General features: G+C 53.2%; 12 protein-coding genes. 6 read left to right on the top strand and 6 right to left on the bottom strand.

Going from position 1 to position 18,441, the window contains the following annotated elements:
* Positions 1 to 2: 2 nt before the first annotated feature.
* Both Q0P86_RS07630 and Q0P86_RS07635 read left to right on the top strand, forming a co-directional pair.
* Complete coding sequence (locus tag Q0P86_RS07630) at positions 3 to 1,928, top strand: LlaJI family restriction endonuclease (RefSeq protein WP_295038588.1); 1,926 nt, start codon at positions 3 to 5, stop codon at positions 1,926 to 1,928.
* A 388-nt stretch (positions 1,929 to 2,316) separates the two neighbouring features.
* Complete coding sequence (locus Q0P86_RS07635) at positions 2,317 to 3,411, top strand: PDDEXK nuclease domain-containing protein (RefSeq protein WP_294115176.1); 1,095 nt, start codon at positions 2,317 to 2,319, stop codon at positions 3,409 to 3,411.
* A 138-nt stretch (positions 3,412 to 3,549) separates the two neighbouring features.
* Here the strand turns inward: Q0P86_RS07635 and Q0P86_RS07640 are convergent, their stop codons facing one another.
* On the bottom strand, positions 3,550 to 4,461 hold the full coding sequence (locus tag Q0P86_RS07640) for a hypothetical protein (RefSeq protein WP_290994417.1): 912 nt from the start codon (positions 4,459 to 4,461) through the stop codon (positions 3,550 to 3,552).
* A gap of 170 nt (positions 4,462 to 4,631) precedes the next feature.
* Here Q0P86_RS07640 and Q0P86_RS07645 point away from each other — a divergent pair, with 170 nt between their 5' ends.
* On the top strand, positions 4,632 to 8,912 hold the full coding sequence (locus Q0P86_RS07645; RefSeq protein WP_295038590.1) for a fibro-slime domain-containing protein: 4,281 nt from the start codon (positions 4,632 to 4,634) through the stop codon (positions 8,910 to 8,912).
* A gap of 71 nt (positions 8,913 to 8,983) precedes the next feature.
* Here Q0P86_RS07645 and Q0P86_RS07650 read toward each other — a convergent pair whose 3' ends face one another.
* A complete protein-coding gene (locus Q0P86_RS07650; protein ID WP_295038592.1) occupies positions 8,984 to 10,906 on the bottom strand; it encodes an ABC-F family ATP-binding cassette domain-containing protein in 1,923 nt (640 codons plus the stop codon).
* Between the two features lie 234 nt (positions 10,907 to 11,140).
* On the opposite strand from Q0P86_RS07650, the gene Q0P86_RS07655 reads away from it, so the two are divergent.
* A complete protein-coding gene (locus Q0P86_RS07655) occupies positions 11,141 to 11,449 on the top strand; it encodes a CAP domain-containing protein (RefSeq protein ID WP_295038594.1) in 309 nt (102 codons plus the stop codon).
* On the opposite strand, the gene Q0P86_RS07660 is transcribed toward Q0P86_RS07655, so the two are convergent.
* Positions 11,446 to 11,769 (bottom strand): hypothetical protein, encoded by a 324-nt coding sequence (locus tag Q0P86_RS07660; RefSeq protein ID WP_291025098.1) that lies wholly within the window; start codon positions 11,767 to 11,769, stop codon positions 11,446 to 11,448. The two genes, Q0P86_RS07655 and Q0P86_RS07660, sit on opposite strands and share 4 nt — an antisense overlap.
* Positions 11,770 to 11,889: 120 nt before the next feature.
* Here Q0P86_RS07660 and Q0P86_RS07665 point away from each other — a divergent pair, with 120 nt between their 5' ends.
* Entirely contained in the window at positions 11,890 to 12,963 is a 1,074-nt protein-coding gene (locus tag Q0P86_RS07665; protein ID WP_295038596.1) for an alpha/beta hydrolase, read from the top strand.
* Positions 12,964 to 12,996: 33 nt separating this feature from the next.
* On the opposite strand, the gene Q0P86_RS07670 is transcribed toward Q0P86_RS07665, so the two are convergent.
* The 3 genes from Q0P86_RS07670 to Q0P86_RS07680 form a co-directional block, all read right to left on the bottom strand.
* Positions 12,997 to 14,031 carry a GDSL-type esterase/lipase family protein gene (locus tag Q0P86_RS07670; RefSeq protein WP_295038598.1) on the bottom strand — a complete coding sequence of 345 codons (1,035 nt, stop codon included), beginning with the start codon at positions 14,029 to 14,031 and terminating at the stop codon, positions 12,997 to 12,999.
* A gap of 504 nt (positions 14,032 to 14,535) precedes the next feature.
* Positions 14,536 to 16,107, bottom strand: a complete 1,572-nt coding sequence (locus Q0P86_RS07675; protein ID WP_295038600.1) for a glycosyl hydrolase family 5 — start codon at positions 16,105 to 16,107, stop codon at positions 14,536 to 14,538.
* Between the two features lie 243 nt (positions 16,108 to 16,350).
* A complete protein-coding gene (locus Q0P86_RS07680; protein WP_295038602.1) occupies positions 16,351 to 17,781 on the bottom strand; it encodes a glycosyl hydrolase family 5 in 1,431 nt (476 codons plus the stop codon).
* A gap of 563 nt (positions 17,782 to 18,344) precedes the next feature.
* On the opposite strand from Q0P86_RS07680, the gene Q0P86_RS07685 reads away from it, so the two are divergent.
* Positions 18,345 to 18,441 (top strand): GTP-binding protein (locus tag Q0P86_RS07685; protein WP_173803055.1); only part of this gene is annotated, 97 nt, incomplete at its 3' end.

The raw sequence follows: 18,441 nt of genomic DNA on the forward strand, positions 1-18,441 counted from the left end.
TTGTGATTTTCCTGTTCGAACAGTTCGCTTATTCCTTGGATTATCTCAAGAAGGTGCTCCCGACTGATAAGGAGGGTCGTTTCAAGGGATTGCCTAATGGATTTGTTGGGCGAGACTGCAAACTGGACGGTGTGGGGTATCTGTTTAATGGCAATCCGGCTCGGAATAGTACGGGCAAAAAGGATGTCTCGGACAGCATTGTGTTTGTTCTGCCAAAGGTATTCTTGGATGAGAACGGCACGAAGGCTTTTGGCGAGGATGTTCCAAGTGCGAATAACTTTAAAGTAAGTGCCGCGCCCAAGGAGTTCCTTTCTCAGTTGTCTTTATGGGTTTGCTCGTCTATTGGACTGTATCGCCTGTCATGTCCAAACGATAAAGAAGTGCATGTCCCCGATGCTCCCGATGCGCATCATTTCAGTAGCGACAAGTTAGCTCTGACTCTCATCGACGTGATGAATTCAATGAAGCTGTTCTATGCCGAAAACAAGAATCTATTTGTATTCACGGCAAAGAACAAGCACAGCGGCAACAACCGCATCGACTGGCGCCGCACGGTGGCGCATACGCAGCCCTTTATGCAAGGTGACGCGCCCATCTACATGGAGCTGGAAAACAAGAAGAAAGTTTTCGACCTGGACGACCGCCTGCTGGTGCTGTATTTTTCGGCGATGCACTACATCGAAGAGACTTTCGGTTTCAAGATGCCGCATTCCGAATTCTACGCCCCCATGCGCGTGAACGAATTCCGCCGCCTGCTGGGTCACCGTGGCCTCGTGGAGCTGCGCCGCATAAAGCACAAGTATTTTGCCGACAAGTTCCTGAAACTCTACAACATCGTGAAGGCATTCTTCGAATGGGGTGGTAACTTCAGCGCGAACGATTACAGCAGCGAATACCTACTCACGAGCAAGTACAACAACGTGTTCGAGGCGATGATCGACAAGCTGGTGGGGGATGAGAGTCGAGATATTGATTCTCTCAAGCAAAATGACGACGGAAAGATAATCGATCACCTGTATAAAGAAAAATCCTTGGTATTCGCCTCGGGAACAGACGACGATTTAATCTGGCATATTGGCGACAGCAAGTATTACAAAGAAGACAGCGATTTGGATCCCAAATCTATCGCCAAGCAATACACGTATGCCAAGAATATTGTTCAGGATTTTTTCTCGCCCGACTATGTGGAGAAAGAGACGGATAAGGATGCGGATAACGCTAAGCTTCATGAAAAAGGCATTCATAAAGGAGTTCGTTATCGCGACCCGTTGACGGAAGGCTATAGCATTACACCGAACTTTTTTCTCCGTGGCGAGTTGCCGCCATACGAAAACAGGTCCCAATTCCAGGAGTCCTATTTTAGGGCGGAAATTGACCCCAAAGATTCCAAATTAATTAACATTGATTCACAGAATCTCTGGGATAAGCGCAATCGTCATTTCAAGAATCGTCTTTTTGACCGCGATACGCTTTTGCTGCAAGTCTATAACGTTAATTTCTTGTATGTGCTAAAAGCCTATACATCAAAACGCTCTTCCTTGTGTGACGAATTCAAGCGAGATGCCCGAGAGAAGTTCCGCAGGAATTTTTTGAGTTTGTTAAGAGAGAAGTATTATTTTTGGGCAATCTACTTGCCGAATTGGGAAAGCGCTGATTATAAAGACCGATTGGAAAAATTTGTCAATGATAATTTCAGGAAGCTTGTGGGCCGTGTGTTTCGATCAGAAGCAACTCCCAAATGCTTAATTCTTGCATTAGAACGAGACATTGTTGACAATTCGGAAGACGGAGCCGATGATGATTATCGGAAAATCAGAGAAATTGTTGATGGCAATAATTGTGACGTATTTAGCTTGCTGCCCGAAGAAATTTGGGGTGACGGACAAATCCGTCGCGATGATATGTACGGTTGGCGAATGCCCCAATAGGCTTCTTTTTCCAAATGCGAACGCACTGCGTTCGCATTTGCGTTAGGGATAGTGACCCCTTGGGGACAAGACTCGCGTAGCGAGGCTTGGTTCTAGGAGGCGAGCGGCAAGCGAAAGTGCAGGCGATTGCCCCTAGAATATAGCCCGACCCGGCCCTTCGGCAAGCTCAGGGACCTGGGCCGGGGAACGCCTTGTAAAATTTTCTTTCACCCCTAGCCAAGATTCGGAATATTAGGTACATTGAAGCTGCACGTGTTTCTCCGTCTAATGGAGAAATGCGTTTTTTTTTATTCCGATTTTATCGAGGTCAAAAATTTTGACCTCGGTGCAGGAATAAGGGGGCGCCTCTAACATCAACCAGCCGCAAACGCGGCAACATGGAGGCTGTATGGCTAAAAAGAAAGAGAATGTCCCTGCAAAAGCGGTGGAATCGTTGTTCAACAAGGTCTCGAACTTGATTGAACAGGCCCGCGTGCGAGTGGCCACGGCAATGAATGTCGCCGAGGTTTACACGAAGTACCAGATTGGGCGATATATTGTGGAAGAAGAACAGTCCGGGAATAAACGCGCAGAATACGGGAAACAGGTTCTTGAGGGCTTGTCGGAGCGCCTTACGGCACGTTATGGAGACGGGTGGTCCTACTCGAACTTGAGGCAGGTGAGGCAGTTTTTCTTGGTATATGGCAATTTGACAATCAGTGATTGTCAAATCTCCAATCCCCCTGATTTTACGTTAAGTTGGACCCATTACTTGGTCCTCATGCGCATCAAGAATGCCGACGAGCGGCGCTTTTACGAAATTGAGGCTACATCCGGGAACTGGTCTGTTCGCGAGTTGCAGCGGCAGTATGGTTCAAGCCTGTACGAACGTCTTGCGCTGAGCCGCGACAAGGAACAGGTCGCCCGCCTGTCGCGTGTTGGCAACGTGGTGGAAAAGCCGGAGGATATCATCAAGAATCCGGTGACGCTGGAATTTGTCGGCTTGAAACCGGATGCATCGTATTCGGAATCGAACCTGGAATCCGCTATCATCGGCAAGTTGCAGGAATTCCTGTTGGAACTGGGAAAGGGGTTCCTGTTCGAAGCACGGCAGAAGCGATTCTCTTTTGACGAAGATGATTACTACGTGGACTTGGTCTTGTACAATCGACTGTTGCAGTGCTATGTGCTCGTTGACTTGAAGGTTGACAAGTTGACGCACCAGGATCTCGGCCAGATGCAGATGTATGTAAACTATTACGACCGCTATGTAAAGCAGGATTTTGAAAAGCCGACTATCGGTATTTTGCTTTGCAAGGAGAAGAAGGATACCCTTGTGAAGCTGACTTTGCCCGAAGATGCGAATATTTACGCCTCCGCCTATGAGCTGTACCTGCCGGACAAGAAACTTTTGCAGGCGAAGGTCAAGGAATGGGTAAATGAATTTGAATCGACAAACGCTACAAGGACCGTTAACTCATTTTCGCAATCGCCTATATTCTAGTATTTAGTGCTTGACTGGTGTGATGTTTTGTATCCGCATCTTTTTCAAGCGTGCCGTCCGCAATTTACGATGCCAATCCCGGATGGAAGGCCTTCATGGAATTGCGCAGCCAGGAGCGGGAAGTGAAGTCCTTCGCTCTTACGATTTCGGGGTGTCTTTCGGCTTGATTCGTGCGCTCAGGTAGCTGAGAACCAGGTTCTGCCACACTACGTAGCAGGTGGGCGCGAGTGCCACGACGGGGCCCGCGTACAGGGCCGCAATCCAGATGACGAGCGTGGTGTTCTTCTGGCCCATGCTCTGCGCACTTTCGATGGGGCGGCGGTTCCTTTCGACATACCAGCCGAGGGCGTAAAGGAGAATGCAGAGAATGAGCGAGATGCCTGCCATCATCGGGAGCTTGCCGCTGTTCCAGAGTTCCGTGAATCCCATTTCGCGGATGTCGTAGCTTGCCTTCGCCAGAATGACGAACACCGAGAAGGTCCACACGAACATGGTGTACTTCTGGTATTTGGCAGCGCGGTCGGCGAGTTCCGGGTAAAAGGCGCGCAGTCCGAGGGCGAAGGCGAGCGGGATGCTGATGATGGGCTGGATGGTGTTGAAGATCTTCATGGCGATTTCGCTGAGCTCCGCATCGGTGCCGGTCAGGTAGCCGAAAACGAGCGGGATAGAGAAGCAGGCGATCAGGTTCCCGCTCAAAAAAATCTTGAGGGCGAGCGAGGCCGAGCCGCCGAGCATCTTGGCCATGGCGGGGGCGGCGTTTGCGGGCGGGCTCAGCGCGATGATGGCGCCTCCCAAAAGTACTTCGCGCGGGAGGTCGAACAGTTTCACGATGCCCGCGATGGCGGCGACTAGAATCAGGCTCACCACCAGGGCGCGCACCTCGATTTTGAAGGTGTATCCGTGGGTCTGCGGAGGAATCTTGGCCACGAAGGTGAGGAACATCATGGTGCCGATCAGGAACGGCATCAGGGGCGAAAGTACGTGCGCCTGCGGGAGGAGTATTCCGAGCAGGATTGCAATCGGCATCAAAATGGCGCGCAAGTTCTTCATAACGGGCCCAAATCTAGAAATTTGCGTTATTTGTAGCAAGATTGCGCAAATGGCCGTTTTATTGTGGCTTGTTCAACACTTTTCTGCCGTTTTTCTGTTTTTTTTAACGATTTTAGCTAATAATTATATCTTTAGGTTGGAGTTGTTTGTTTTAAAGTAAAGGAGTTTTGATGAAACTCATGGTTTGGGTGTATACTTTGATTTTGTTCTTGTGCGTGGCGGCGAACGCGACGCTTACGGTGCATATCCAGTCGCCGTGGCGTAACGATGCGTCCAAGGACGGTTATTTTCTGCATATTTTGGGTTCCGCTGGCGGGAGCTACAATGCTCTTTACGGCGAAACTTCGCCGACGATCACGACGGCCGAGGGCGACGGCTGGTTCAGCTATACTTGGGACAAGAACGTCTCGGATTTCCAGGAGTGGATGTCGTTTACGGTAAGCATCTACCCGAATACGGCGGACCAGAACTTCAACAACAATAACGGGATCCAGTGGAAAGAGGCGGGCGAGTTCAAGATGGCCACGCTGTTCGGTACCGATACCGAGGTCTGGCTGTATACCGACCCTGCCGACAGGAGCTACACCAAGTCGTTCGTGGCGCCGGGTTCCAAGCTGGTGTGGTTCAAGAGTCCGTGGGGTAACAAGGCGCTGCCGCAGATGATTTTGGGCGAAGATTCGGTGATGATGCGTTTTGCGCAGGATGACCCGGGCAAGTGCGGCTGGTTTTACGGGGCGGTGTCTCCTGCGATGCTTGCGCGGAACCCGCTGCAGTCCGTCCACTTTATCCGCCTGAATACGCCCTACATGTCGGTGCCGGCCCAGGGGGTGGTAGAACTGGGCGACTATTTCTCGGTGCTGGATACGGTTTTCGTGGACGGCACGGCTGGGGCGACGGTAGATTCCAAGATTGGCGTGCTGGGGGAATGTTTCGATTCGACGCGTACCCTGCACGTGTACCACCCGTGGCGAACCAACACTTCGTTCAGGGATACCGCGGTCTATTTCACGGTCGGGAACAATATCGTCAACAACCCCGCACCGATGGTGAAGGACGAATACCCTTACTGGTACCGTTACGACTTTGCGCCCGAGACGGTGAATTCTTCGAACTGGAATTCCACGATGGCGCAGTTCAACTTGTACCGTTGCCAGAACGAATGGCCGCAGGTGACATATTTTGCGGAAGGGGCACGCCCGCTCGCTTCGGTGTTTTTCCCGACGGGTGTCTACGAGGCCTGGCTGTTTACCAATAGCAGCGGTAAGTTCGACCTTTCGTTTACTCCGCTCGAACCGAAGGTGGTTCGCCTGATGAGCCCCTGGGACAACATGACCCCGATGATGATCGTTCCCGATGACACGATCAAGATGGGGCCTTTCCACAGCGATACCTGCGGATGGTACCAGGGGATTTCGTACAAGCATGTCGATTCCTGGGAGGTGTACTTTAGGCAGGCGTTCGGCTTCGAATATTATTCGAGGAACGGTCTCGATACTATCCCGGGCGAGCTGATCAACCTGGATTCCATTTTTGCGGAGACGGATACGGTGTGGATGACGACGGTTCCTTTCCGCGTTTCGTCGGTTTACCCCAAGGTGCTCGGGATTTGTCCCTCGATGAAGATTTCGGCGATGGTCGTCGACTGGGCTGGTGAATCTTTCGATGACAGTATCGACGTGGATTTCGGCGGGATTTATAATGGCAACGACTACACCACGGTGACGTACCTTGATTCGCTGGGCACGCTGGCTACGAATGCGAAGTGCGGAGGCCTTGTGAAGGGGATGGTGCAGGATACCCTGGTGAACGGGGCGCCTGCCCGTGTGGATTCGTCGGTGTATCCGTGGGGAATGTGCTCGGCGGCCCATGAAATCGAGAAGTGGTTTATTCCCGAAACGATCGTGGTGGACGGCAACGAGTACAAGAATTCCGTCTGCCGCGATATCGACCTGACCATGGACGAGGAAGGTTTCTGGCTGGCCGACATTTCGCAGCCGCTGGATGGTACCTGCGGCGATTCCCTGCATCCGGGTTTCTATCCGATTGACGATTTCGAGTATCTCTATACGGCGGATTCTTCGAGCAAGATTCCGAACCCGAAGAACGACAAGTACAAGGAACACCAGGGCTGCAAGCACAACTACAGCTACGCCATGAAGGTGACGGCGGAGTTCAAGTACGTGAAGGGGCAGTATTTCGAGTTCCGCGGCGATGACGACGTGTGGGTGTATATCAACAACCGCCTGGTGGTGGATATCGGCGGTTGCCACAACCCCGAAGAAGGGGCCGTGAACCTGGATACCATCGGCAAGAACGATCCGAGCCTGAAGTTGGTCGAGGGTGAAACTTATCCTTTCCACATTTTCTATTCCGAACGCAACGCGACGGGTGCGAACTTCAAGATGCGCACCTCTATCAACTTGCAGACGCAGAGGACTTATTTCTCGAAGCAGAAGGAAAGTACGGACGGTTCCGTCGAGTACGAGTTCCACCAGCTGCTGGTCGACAAGTCCATCAGTTGCGACGTGTCCAGCGTGCAGAGCGCCCGCGACCAGCTGGCTCCTTCCTTGTTTATCCTGAAGGGCGGAAGCCTCCCAGCCGACGGCGTGACGCTTGAGTCGGGGCCGAATTACGGCGGCATTTTCATCAGCGAGAATATGGCGAGTTTCAAGGTCGACACTTCTGCCTTCGTGAATTCGCGCAAGCTGAGTCCGGGCAAGTACGCCCTGTATTGCTTCTTGCAGTCGGACCCCAGCCAGTACCAGGTGGTGACTTTCACGGTGCCCGAGTATCCGCTTCCGGATATCGCCTTCGTGGACATGTTCCATGTGACGGATTCCGCTTTCTTCGATCCTGCGGGTTACACGCTCCGTGGCGACCTGCTGGGAAGCGACGGCGGAAAGAACGATACACTCCTTGCGCACGTGACTTATCCCGATACGGTGCCCATCAGGGTGGCGCTCCTGTTCGGGACGACTGTCTGCGGCGAGATGGAATCGGGTGCCGACGTGAACTGCGTGCAGGAACTGAACCTGAACACGAGATTCCCGCTGAGCTTCTTGAACAAGGACAACCAGCGCGTAACGACGATTTCGACGGATTCGCTGGGTTATGCGAGTTTCTACGTGGTGGGTGATTCCGCCATGGTCGATGCGTTCTTCACGATTGACGGCGGCGGCGTGAACAATACGCTGACCTGGGCGAATATCCACTTTAAGGAACCTCCCGTGCCGTTTGCCTTGAAGGCCTCGATGTACGACGTGAACGGCGACGGCATCCCCGATAGTTTGTCTATACCCTTCAGCAAGCCGTTCAAGGACGTGGTTCCCGATACGCTTTCGTGGTCGTTCGGCGGTACGGAATTCCACACGACTGCCGGTATGGAAAACATCTGGCCGATGGTGCTCTTGGATTCGGTGATTTCGCTCTACGACCCGGCGGGACTCCGCGAAGATGTGTTCACGGGTGTTTCTGACCAGGTTTATTCCGGTTCGCTACAGTACCATTACACCTATACCGACGAGGATTCCGGCGAAGAGGTCAAGCTCTCGATGAATTCCTCGATCCAGGACAAGGTGGGACCGGTGGTGTTGAGTGCGACGATCGAGACGGTGTCCAAGGAAGTTAGCGCCGTGAAAATCAACCTGAGCGAAGGGATCGATACCAAGCTTGCGAACGGGAAGACGGCGTTCATATTCTACCGTGATACGGTGAACTTCATGGATTCCCTGGAAATCAACAGTGCCGATGCCAATGCGATGGGTACCGTGTTCAAGGTGTATTTCAGGAAGACCGCCGCGGGCGTGCTCCCGGCCGTGGGCGACTATGTGCGCATCGCTCCGGGTGAACTGACGGACAGGAGCGGCAACGTGGCTCACCTGAACAATCCGAAGGTGCGTATCGTGGGTGAACAGCGTACGGAAATCAAGTCGCCTGGCGTTGTGACGGTCGGCGACGAGACGGAACCGTGGCCTTATTCCGAGCCGATTGTCGCGATTTCGGTGCCCTCCAACAAGAGTGTCCACGATATCATCGATAGTCTCGGCAAGCCCGGTTTCCTGCTGAATTTCAACATCGGCGAACTTGCGACTTCTATGATTATGGGACTGCCGAGCGGCGCCGACAAGGATTCCGCACTGGCCTTGATTAAGATCAAGTGGGAAGGCTACTATTTCTCGCAGCTGGGCAATTTCGTGAACAAGGCGACAGGTACCGTAAGCTGTAACGACAAGACCGTTTTCTATAACGCCTCGGATCCCGAGAAGTCCAACTGCTACGACAACCCCGGCAATGTCTTCTTCGAATGGAATGCCCGCAGCGACAAGGGCCGCCTGGTCGGCACCGGCGCCTACATCTCGAAACTGAAGGTGAAAATCGTGAGTGGCCGCATCAAGGCCGGCGAAAGCGACGATACCTATACCATAGGCATCAAGCGCAGCAAGCAGAAATAAATGAAAGGCTTACTTAAAAAATGAAACGACCCTTCCGGGTCGTTTTTTTGTAGTGGGCCGAAAGCGATTCGCTATATCGGATACTTGTCCTTCGCGGCTTCGAGTTCGGCGGACACTTTTTCCCATTCCTCGTAGAGTTGGTCGACTTTTTTCTTGTTGTCGTCCATGTCCTTTGCGATTGTCGTGATGGCGTTCCCGTCGCCGGTTTCGGAGGCGGTCACGAGTTTAGCCTCGAGTTCTCCGCCGAGGGCTTCGGCCTTTGCGATGTCTTCTTCAAGTTTCGCGAGTTGCTTTTCGAGCGGCTTGATGACCTTGCTGCGTTCGGCGATATAGTCGGCGCGGGCCTTGCGGTCTTCTTTTGCGCGGGGAGCGCCGCCAGCGGCATTGTTCGAGGAAGCATTGCCGCCGTCCGTTTTCACGTCGATATTGGAAACTTTGATATTTGCAGATTCGCTGCCGCCGGGTTTCTTTTCGCTCGCCCAGCCGACTTTTTCGAGGAAGTCGGCGTAGGTACCTTCGAACACGCGGCACTTGCCGCCGTCGAATACGACGAGCCTTGTCGCAAACGCGTGCAGCAGTTCTTCGTCGTGGGTTACCACCATCGCGGTACCTTCGTAGTCGTCGAGCGCGTCGATCAGGCTTTCGATGCTTTCCATGTCGAGGTGGTTCGTCGGTTCGTCTAGGAGCAGCATGTTGCAGGGGCTCGCCAGGATTTTTCCGAGGAGCACGCGGCTGCGTTCACCACCGCTCAGCACTTTCACCTTCTTTAACGCGGCATCCCCGCTGAACATCATGAGGCCCGCGAGTCCGCGGGCGCGGCTTTTCTGCGCCACCTCTTCGATGGCCGAGGCGATTTCTTCTTCGACAGTGTTGTCTAAATTCAGGCGGTTGATATTCGTCTGGCCGAAATAGTTGATCTGCAGGTTCGGATTGTGGCTGATTTCGCCGGCGGTGGGCGAGAGCTCCTTGGCGATCAGGTTCAAGAGCGTCGTTTTACCGCGTCCGTTCGGGCCGATAATCGCGATGCGGTCTCCCTTGAAAACTTCCATCGTTAAATCGGTGATGAGCTCCGGTCCCATTCCCTGTACGGTGCCGTCTTCGGCGCGGTTCGGGTAGGCGAAAGAGAGGCCCTTGATTTGCAGCATGCGTTTGCCGGGGAAACCCGCTTCGGTAAAGCTGAATTCCAGATTGCGTTCGTGGGTGAGGCGTTCGCCGGTGGCAAGCTTTGCCGCCGCCTTGATTTTTGACTGCACCATGGCGGCCTTTGCGGCCTTGTAGCGGAAACGTTCGATGACCTGTTCCAGCTGCGCCTTCTTTTTCGCCTCGTTTTCCTGCGTGCGCTGCGCGACTTCTTCTTCTTCGGCGACGGTTTCGCGGAGCTTTTCAACGGAGCCCTTCACCTTGCGAATCTTGTGGCGGAAAATGCCCGCGGTATGCGTGCAGACTTCGTCCATAAAGTGGTGGTCGTGGGTAATCAAAAGGACTTCGCCCTTCCAGCTACGCAAGAATCGGCTGAGCCAGCGCATCGACACGATGTCCAGGTAGTTGGTCGGTTCGTCGAGCAACAGCATGTCGGGTTCGCTCGCAAGTACCTTCGCCAGGTTCAGGCGGATCTGGAAACCGCCGGATAACAGCATAGGGCTCTTGTGCATGGATTCTTCGTCGAAACCCAGGCCGAACAGAATCGCTTCGACCTTGTGTTCCTCGATCCAGCCGTCTTCATTGGGCTTCAGTACGCTGCAGGCTTCTTCGTGCACGGTCGCGTGCGTAAAGTTCAAGTGCTGTTGCAGGTAGCCGAGCGTGTATTTTTTCGGGATGTCTATCGAGCCGCCGTCGAGGCATTCCTGCCCGAGAATCATCTTGAAAAGTGTCGACTTGCCACAACCGTTGCGGCCCACGAGGCCCACGCGCTCATGGTCGCCTACAAGCATCGAGGCGCCGTCCAGAAGGACCTGCACGCCAAAGGATTTCGAAACGTTCTGAATTTGAATCACGGGGATAAAAGATAGAAATATAGTAGACAGTAGGCGGTAGGCATTGTAACGAAGGTTGCTGGTGGTTAAGGGAGAGGGCGCTTGCCAAATTCCCTTCAGAATTATATTTTCGGATCAAGGGCAGGGTTTCCCTCAAAAAATGGAGTTTGATGATGTCTAGAAAATGGTTTGCGCAACTTGCCGCTGCCCCCTGTGCGTTCGCCCTGGCTTTGGGCCTTTCCGCCTGTTCCGACGATGAGGCCGCTGTCGGGCAAGGCCCACGGGCATTTCGGCGATTGCGGCGAATTCGCGCAGAACAGCGGCCCGAACTTTACCGCGAGTTGGCTCAAGAATGCGACGGGCGTATCGGACTATTATCTCGAAATGATGTGGAGCGAAAAGCAGCTCGTCGAAAGTGGCGAGGCGGACCTCAATAGCGCCGCCGACTTCAGTAAGATTGGTCACTACAAGAACATGCGCAGCGCGAGCTACACCAAGGTCGCTTGTGGCATCGCCCTGTCTGCCGACGGCAAGACGGGTTGGTTCAACATGAACTTCTTCTAGGTGCCGCGTTTGGCGTTGTCTTTTTTCGCCTTGAGTTTCTTGATATAATCCAGGCCCTTGCTCCTGTCGGCAGCGAGGGTCATTTTCTGTTTTTTCAGGAAGTCGATGTAGAGGCTGGTTCCTTCGAGCAGGTCGAGGCCAGCGGATTCGATGATGCTGAAAAATACCTTGATGGTGGGTATTTTCTCGCCATTTCCCAGTTCACGGACATATTCCCTGGAAACATCGCTGAAAAAGGCGATATTTTTCTGGGTAGTCATCGTCCTCAAGAAAGCGATAAACTCTTTCATGGCGTTCTTGTGAACATCGTCATCAAACATGCCGTAATTTTAAAAACGGAATCTCCAAAATCACGCCAACTATAGTTTGCCTAGAATAAAAAAGGTTTGTATCTAAAAAATAATTTTGTATAAAGGGACAATAATCTATATTATGCTATTATGAAATTTTGGTGCACCGTTATTTTATTTTTCACTGTGGCCTTGTTTGCGGAAGACCGCGAATGGTTGTCCGATGCTTTGCTCGGGGAACCGTTTACTGTCCGTAGCCTCGATGTAGGTGCCGGTCCGCATTATCACGCCACGCTGGTGCACTACCCGTTTGTCTCCGCGGTTCAGGCCGCTTCCGTCGCAAGTCCCGACAGCGCCGCGGCGGGGGAATCCCGCATTTCGAAGGCATCCGTCCTGTACATCCACGGATTCAACGATTATTTTTTCCAGCGCGAGCTGGCGCAGAAGATGGATTCCGCGGGCTATTCCTTCTATGCCATCGACTTGCACAAGTATGGCCGTTCCCATCGCGAAGGCGAGAAGTTAGGCGAGCTCCGCGACATTTCGGAATACTATCCTGAGCTGGATTCCGCCATCGCGGTCATTCACCGTATCGAAGGGGAATCCGCCCCCCTCGTTGTCATGGGGCACAGCACCGGGGGACTTATCGCATGTCTTTATGCTGCCGACCGCAGGAACGGTGCCGGAATCGCGGCGATTGTCCTCAACAGTCCTTTCTTCGAGATGAACTACATCTGGCCGGTGCGGCGCCTTGCCGTCCCGCTGCTTTCGGCAATCGGTTCTAGGTTCCCGGACGTGGTTATTCCCCGCAGCAAGAACATCAACTACGACCGAAGCCTGCTGAGGAATTACGATGGCGAATGGATGTACGACACCTTGCTCAAGGTTCCCGGCAGTCTTCCGATCGATCTGGGGTGGCTTCGCGCCATTCACCTGGGACACAAACGCATCCAGCAGGGGCTTCACCTGAACACTCCGGTGCTCGTGATGCACAGCGGCTGCAGTTACAGTGAAGATGACTGGAGCGAGGAGTACACCCGCTGCGATGCCGTGCTGAATGTCGACGATATCCGCGAATACGGTGCCCATCTCGGCGAAAAAGTCCGTCTCGAGAGAATCGAAGGTGGCCTCCACGACCTGATCCTTTCGCACGAGCCCGTCCGCGACAATGTCTACAAGGCGATGTTCGATTTCCTGGACGACAGCCTCGCCACTCATCGCTAACGGCCTGCCGTTTTAGCGCCATCCTCGATCCGGCTATTTCCTCCCGTCTACGATTCTCCCTTTCACGTCCACCTTGTGGTGGAGTTTTCGCATTTTCGGCTGAGCGGTTTGCCTTGTGGGCCTGATTCCCGTAGTTGCCGAGAGGTCCTTCACCTCGATTTTGTCGCTCAGGAGCCACGAATCGTTGCCCTCTTCCACTTTCACGAGCGCCCTGTACGTGCCCGTTTCAGAAATGGCGAGCGATGCCTTGTCGGCGCCTTCGATCAGTTTGCCGGCCTTGTACCAGCGGAAACCGTAGGCATCCCCCTGCACCGAGAGCGTCGCTCCGTTTTGCGCGATCCTGGGCTTTGCGAGGGTGATGTACTTGTTCACGATTTTCGCGAGCTCCTGGGCGCCCGAGGCGTTCGGGTGCACGCTGTCGTCCAAAAACCATGCGGGAGTCTGGAAAAGCGTGTGCAGGTCGATGATGTTCACGCCTTTCTTGACGGCGGTTTCCTTGATAATTGGGTTGATCTGGCTTACGATTGCCGTATCCATGATTCCCCACTCGCAGTTGTTGCTGTAGGGTTGCAGTGTCGCGAAAATTTCGGGGCTCGTGGGCAGGTGCGCGAAGGTATCGATTAGCGCCTCGTAATCGCTGTACAGCTGCGATTTTTCGCACTGGCCGTAAAGGTAGTTGTACCTTTCGGTGCCCTCCCAGATGCATTTGTCCGTGAAGTACTTGCTGTCGTTGGTACCGAGCTCGATGACGACGATATCCGGCGAGGAGGCGAGGGCCGCCTTGAATTTTTCGGTCTTCCAGTAGGTAGCATTGTTTTCGCCGCCCTTGATTTTCTCGCCCGCGAAGGTCATGGAACTCTTGCCGAAGTTCGTGACCGTGTAGCCGCTGCCGAGCATTTCCTGCAGGTGGTCGGGGTATTTCTTTTCGCCCCAGATTCCGTAGCCCTCGGTGATGCTGTTGCCGACGCAGGCGACATTTGTCGCGTGCGCCATCGTTGCGAGCGCCAATATCGCGGCATCAGCCGTGATACTGCGTGTAATGCGGTTTTTGAAGTTATTCCCAAACATTATAAACTCCTTTATATCAAAATATATAAAACGGGGGCGGGACTGCGTACCTATAAAAACAAGTGGAAATAGGACTTTATAGGTAGTTGGGGAATGCCTTTTGGGGAGCGTACCTATAAACATCTCGAATCTTGTGGTTTTATAGGTACATTTTTGGGAGCTTGACTGGAGTTGTGTACAAACTAACGCTTAAATTACCTATAAAAATGGGGCTTATGCGATGTTTATAGGTACTCGTTTGGGGCAATTTTTCTAGCACCGTGACGGGTGCTTCTTTTTTTACCTATAAAAATCACCTGTCGGCCTTGTTTATCGGTATGTTTCGCCAAAATGAGCGTTTTTCAAGCCTCTCTTAAGGTGAAAATGAGGCTCGCGCGCCTAAAAACTCTCTTGCGATGTCGTCGGTGTTGTAAACGAATGCGATATGCTGGAAAAGCAAAGACCCCGCGGGTTTTACCCGCGGGGCTTTTCTACTAAAAGCAATCAGCGATTATCTTTCGGCGATTAGTACTTATCCTTCAGGGCCTGCGGGCATTCCACTTCCACGAAGTCCACTTCAGGATTGTTGGCTGCATCCATCCAGTTTGCAAGGAACAGGCAGCCGTTCTTCAGGCTTGTGTTGTTGGCGTATTCGGAATTGCACTTTTGAATCAGGCAATCTTTCTTGTAATTGCAGGTGGTAAGGAATCCGCCGTACTGGGCGCCTGCGCAAGAAATACCCATCTTGGCGCAGCCGTTGAATGCGCCGGGGCCACCGCCCGGAATCATCAGGTCAAACTGGTTGTGGCTAACATCGTGGCCGATATTGCTGGACATGACGATCAGGTGCTTGCCCTTGATTTTCTTGTGGTGGCTGTCGGTGGGGGTATTCGTTGCAGAAGCGCCGGTGCCCTTGAAGGTGAGCATGTAGCACTTGCCGCAGTCGTTTCCGCCACCGGGAGTTGCCGCGAAGGCGTAGGCGATAGTGTCGTTCACGATTTGCGGAGTCTGGTCAAAGCAAGTGCCTGCGCTGCCACCGTCGCAAACGGAGCTTTCGCCGGAACCGGCCTGGGTAACACCGTCAGTTTGGCAAGTTCTAGCCACGGGACCGCCCTTGCCTTCCCATGCGCAGTGAGGTTTGCAGCTATCCCAATAGCGGGTGGCGTAACCGGACTTGGTCTGGGAGCCAATAACCTTGGGCAGCAAGGAGCTGCCTTGCTGCTGTTGCTGCTGGCTGCTCGAGGACTTCACACTGGAGCTGGACTTTGCAGAAGAGCTAGAAGACTTGGGCTGCTGTTGTTGCTGGCTGCTGGAAGACTTCACGCTGGAGCTGGACTTCGGCTGCTGAGAGGCGCTGCTTGCCGGTGCTGCACCGGAGATATTCTTGCAGTCTTTGCCATCGGGATCATGGTAGCAGTTCAATTTGCAGGTATTGTCATAGGCGTACTTTTCGCCCTTGGAACCAGTCTGTTCTGCGTAGTAATCGACGCACTTGCCCGAAACGCTGTCGAAGCATTTTCCGTCGCAGTTGCCCGATACGGCGGCAGAGGATTTCGGCTGCTGCTGTTCGGCAGAGGAACTGACAACCACGACCGTGGCGGAGCTGCTCAAGACGACCGGCGTCGTGAGGCTGCTGGAAGAAATCGCGGGAATCGTTGCGCTGGAGAGCACGGAAACTGTCGCGCTGGATGCCGGCGGCAGGGTAGTGGCAGAAGAAGCCGGAATCGCGGGAGCGACCTGTTCAAGAGTCACGACCGGGAGATTTGCCGTGTTGATTTCAAAAACGGGGGTGCCATCTAAGGTCGTTGCGGTGCCGACAAAGGCTCCGGTCTCATCCTGGGTTAAAGTCACCTTGGCGACGGTCTGGCCGTTGATATCGGTAACGATACCTGCGGGGTAAACCAGGTACTGGGCACCATTTGCTTCCATGATCCAGCACGGTTCGCTGGCAGAAACTGCGGGTTCGCTTGCGCTGCTTGCGGGAAGATAGGCGTCAGGGGGCAGATTGCTGATGGCGTTTGCGGCTTCCTCGGAGCAGTTCACGAGAGCGAGTGCTGTGCCAAGGGCAAGCGCGGACTTCAGGAATTGGTGTTTCATAAGCATCCTCAATTAAATCCAACAAGACTTTCTCTTGAAAGCCCTTCCAATTCCATCCGCACTTAAAGATAGTTTAATTGTCTCGAAAAATCATGTAAAATTTTGTAAGATATATATTTACGCGACAGAGGTCACATTCTGGCCGAAACAAAAAATCCCGGTCGAAACCGGGATTCCTTTTCAAATCTAATTCGGGTCAGGTTAGAACCTGTCGATCAGTTCCTGCGGACATTCCACTTCTTTTTAGTTGAGGAGCGGGTTGCCGGCGGCGTTCATCCAGTCGGCAAGGAATAGGCATCCTTCCTTGGCTTCGGGGTCCATGGAGAAGGATTTCTCGCACTTGGTCCTCAGGCACTTCTGGTAGTTCGCTGCGTAATAGTTGGTTTCCTTTTCGCACTCGTCGAGAAGGCCGCCGTACTGGGAACCTTGGGAACCCCAGCCCATCTTGGAGGAGCATCCGTCGAAGATACCGAATCCGCCGCCCGGGATCATGACGTCGAACTGGCCGCCCGCCACGTCGTAGCCAACGTTGTTGGACATGACGATCAGGTGGTGACCCTTGATTTTCTTGTGGCGGTCGGTGGCGTACTTGCCTTCGCCGGTGAATACGAGGTCGAAGCACTTGCCGCAATTATTTTCGCCACCCGGCGTTGCCGCGAAGGCGAAGGCGAGCGTGTCGTTGACGGCGATGGGGAACTGGTTTCTGCAGATGCCTGCATTGCCGCCGTCGCACATGCTCCCAGCGCTCTTGTCGGTAATCTCGTTTCCCTTGGCGTCGCAGGTTCTTGCCTTGCCGCCGTGTTCGGGCCATGCGCAGTGAGGCTTGCAGCAGTCCCAGTAGCGGGTGGCGTAGCCGGAACCGCTCTTGCCGCCGCTAACATACTTGATCTGGAAAGCCTTGGCCTGGCTGCTGGAAGATGCTTCCGAACTCGATGACTTTGCGGAGCTGGAGGACTTTGCCGAACTGGAGGAGGAGTTGATCGAGGGGCTTGATTCGGGAATTGTCGCCGAAGAAGCGGGAATTTCTGCCGAGGAGGCCGGAATGGCCGCGGAAGAAGCCGGGTCGAGGCTTGCACTGCTGCCGATGACCGGGTTGTCGATTGTTGCCGGGAGGATCACCTTGAGCGTGCTCAGGTCCACGTTCGTGAAGACGGGCGTTACGCCGTCGAGGGCGACGATGTTTCCGATGGTGGTCGGCTGCTGCGTTACCGGGTCGATGACGATGGCGCCGGTCGTCGGGTCGGTCATGTAGACGAACAATCCGACAGGGTTCCCGTTCGCGTCGGTCACGTTGCCGTCGGTATAGATGACGTAAACCTGGTCGTTTGCCGCGAAGGCCCAGGCGGGGGCGGTCACGGTGGGCGGGTCGACTGCCTTGAGCGTGGCGATATCGATGTTGCTTGCGAGGGCTGCACCGTTCAGGTCTACGATAATGCCCGCGTTGAGGTCCGCATTTCCGACGACATTGCCTTGGACGTCGGTGACGATGCCCGTGGTCTGCGAGATGATAAAGGTGTTGCCGCCTTCGACATAGACAAAGGAAGGTTCGGTTACCACGTAGGCCTGCGCGGGCACGTTCTTTTCGTCCTGGCTGGAAGCCGTTTCTTCGCCACAGTTACAGATGAAGGCTATCGCGGCTGCAGAAAGTAATAGCGGAAGAATTCTTTTTTTCATTTATTCCTCGGTTTTCCCAAACAACATGGATGACAAGATAGTTAAATATCGTGGGTTTCCAATGTAAAATTATATAGTACTATCGGAAATCGTTCCTTGTCCGTTCGCGGAACTATGGATGATATAGCAAAGCGTTTTTCGACCCTGGAATGTAAAATCTTGTTTAGTAAAAATCTTTTTACAAAATAATTGTGGATAAATCGGCGAACGTTTTGCCGGGGTGTTGATAAATGTGTTTAAAGTGTTGATAAATTGGAATTATCATCGCGCTAAATCATTGAAGTGCCTAAATTTAGCGAAAAACGGCATGTTTACAAAAGGAAAAACGGTGAAAAAAATAGGGGATTTTCGGCTGGAAAACGCCTCCGTTTGGTCCGAAATCCGCGTTTTTGGGCGAAAAACAAAAAAATATGCTTGAAAAATTCCTTGAATTTGCTAAATTTGTTCGGCAAAATTCGCAAAGTACCGCTTCCTATGCTTTGTGAAATAACAGGAATATGCGTTTAACCCGCGCCGTTCCTAGGATTCGAAGCGATAAACCTTCTGCTGAAGAAGAGGAAAAAATGGCAAAAGAACATTTTGACAGAAGCAAGCCGCACTGCAATATCGGCACCATCGGCCACGTTGACCACGGCAAGACCACTCTGACCGCCGCAATCT

This window comes from uncultured Fibrobacter sp. (assembly GCF_946062555.1).
Taxonomy (GTDB): Bacteria; Fibrobacterota; Fibrobacteria; order Fibrobacterales; family Fibrobacteraceae; genus Fibrobacter.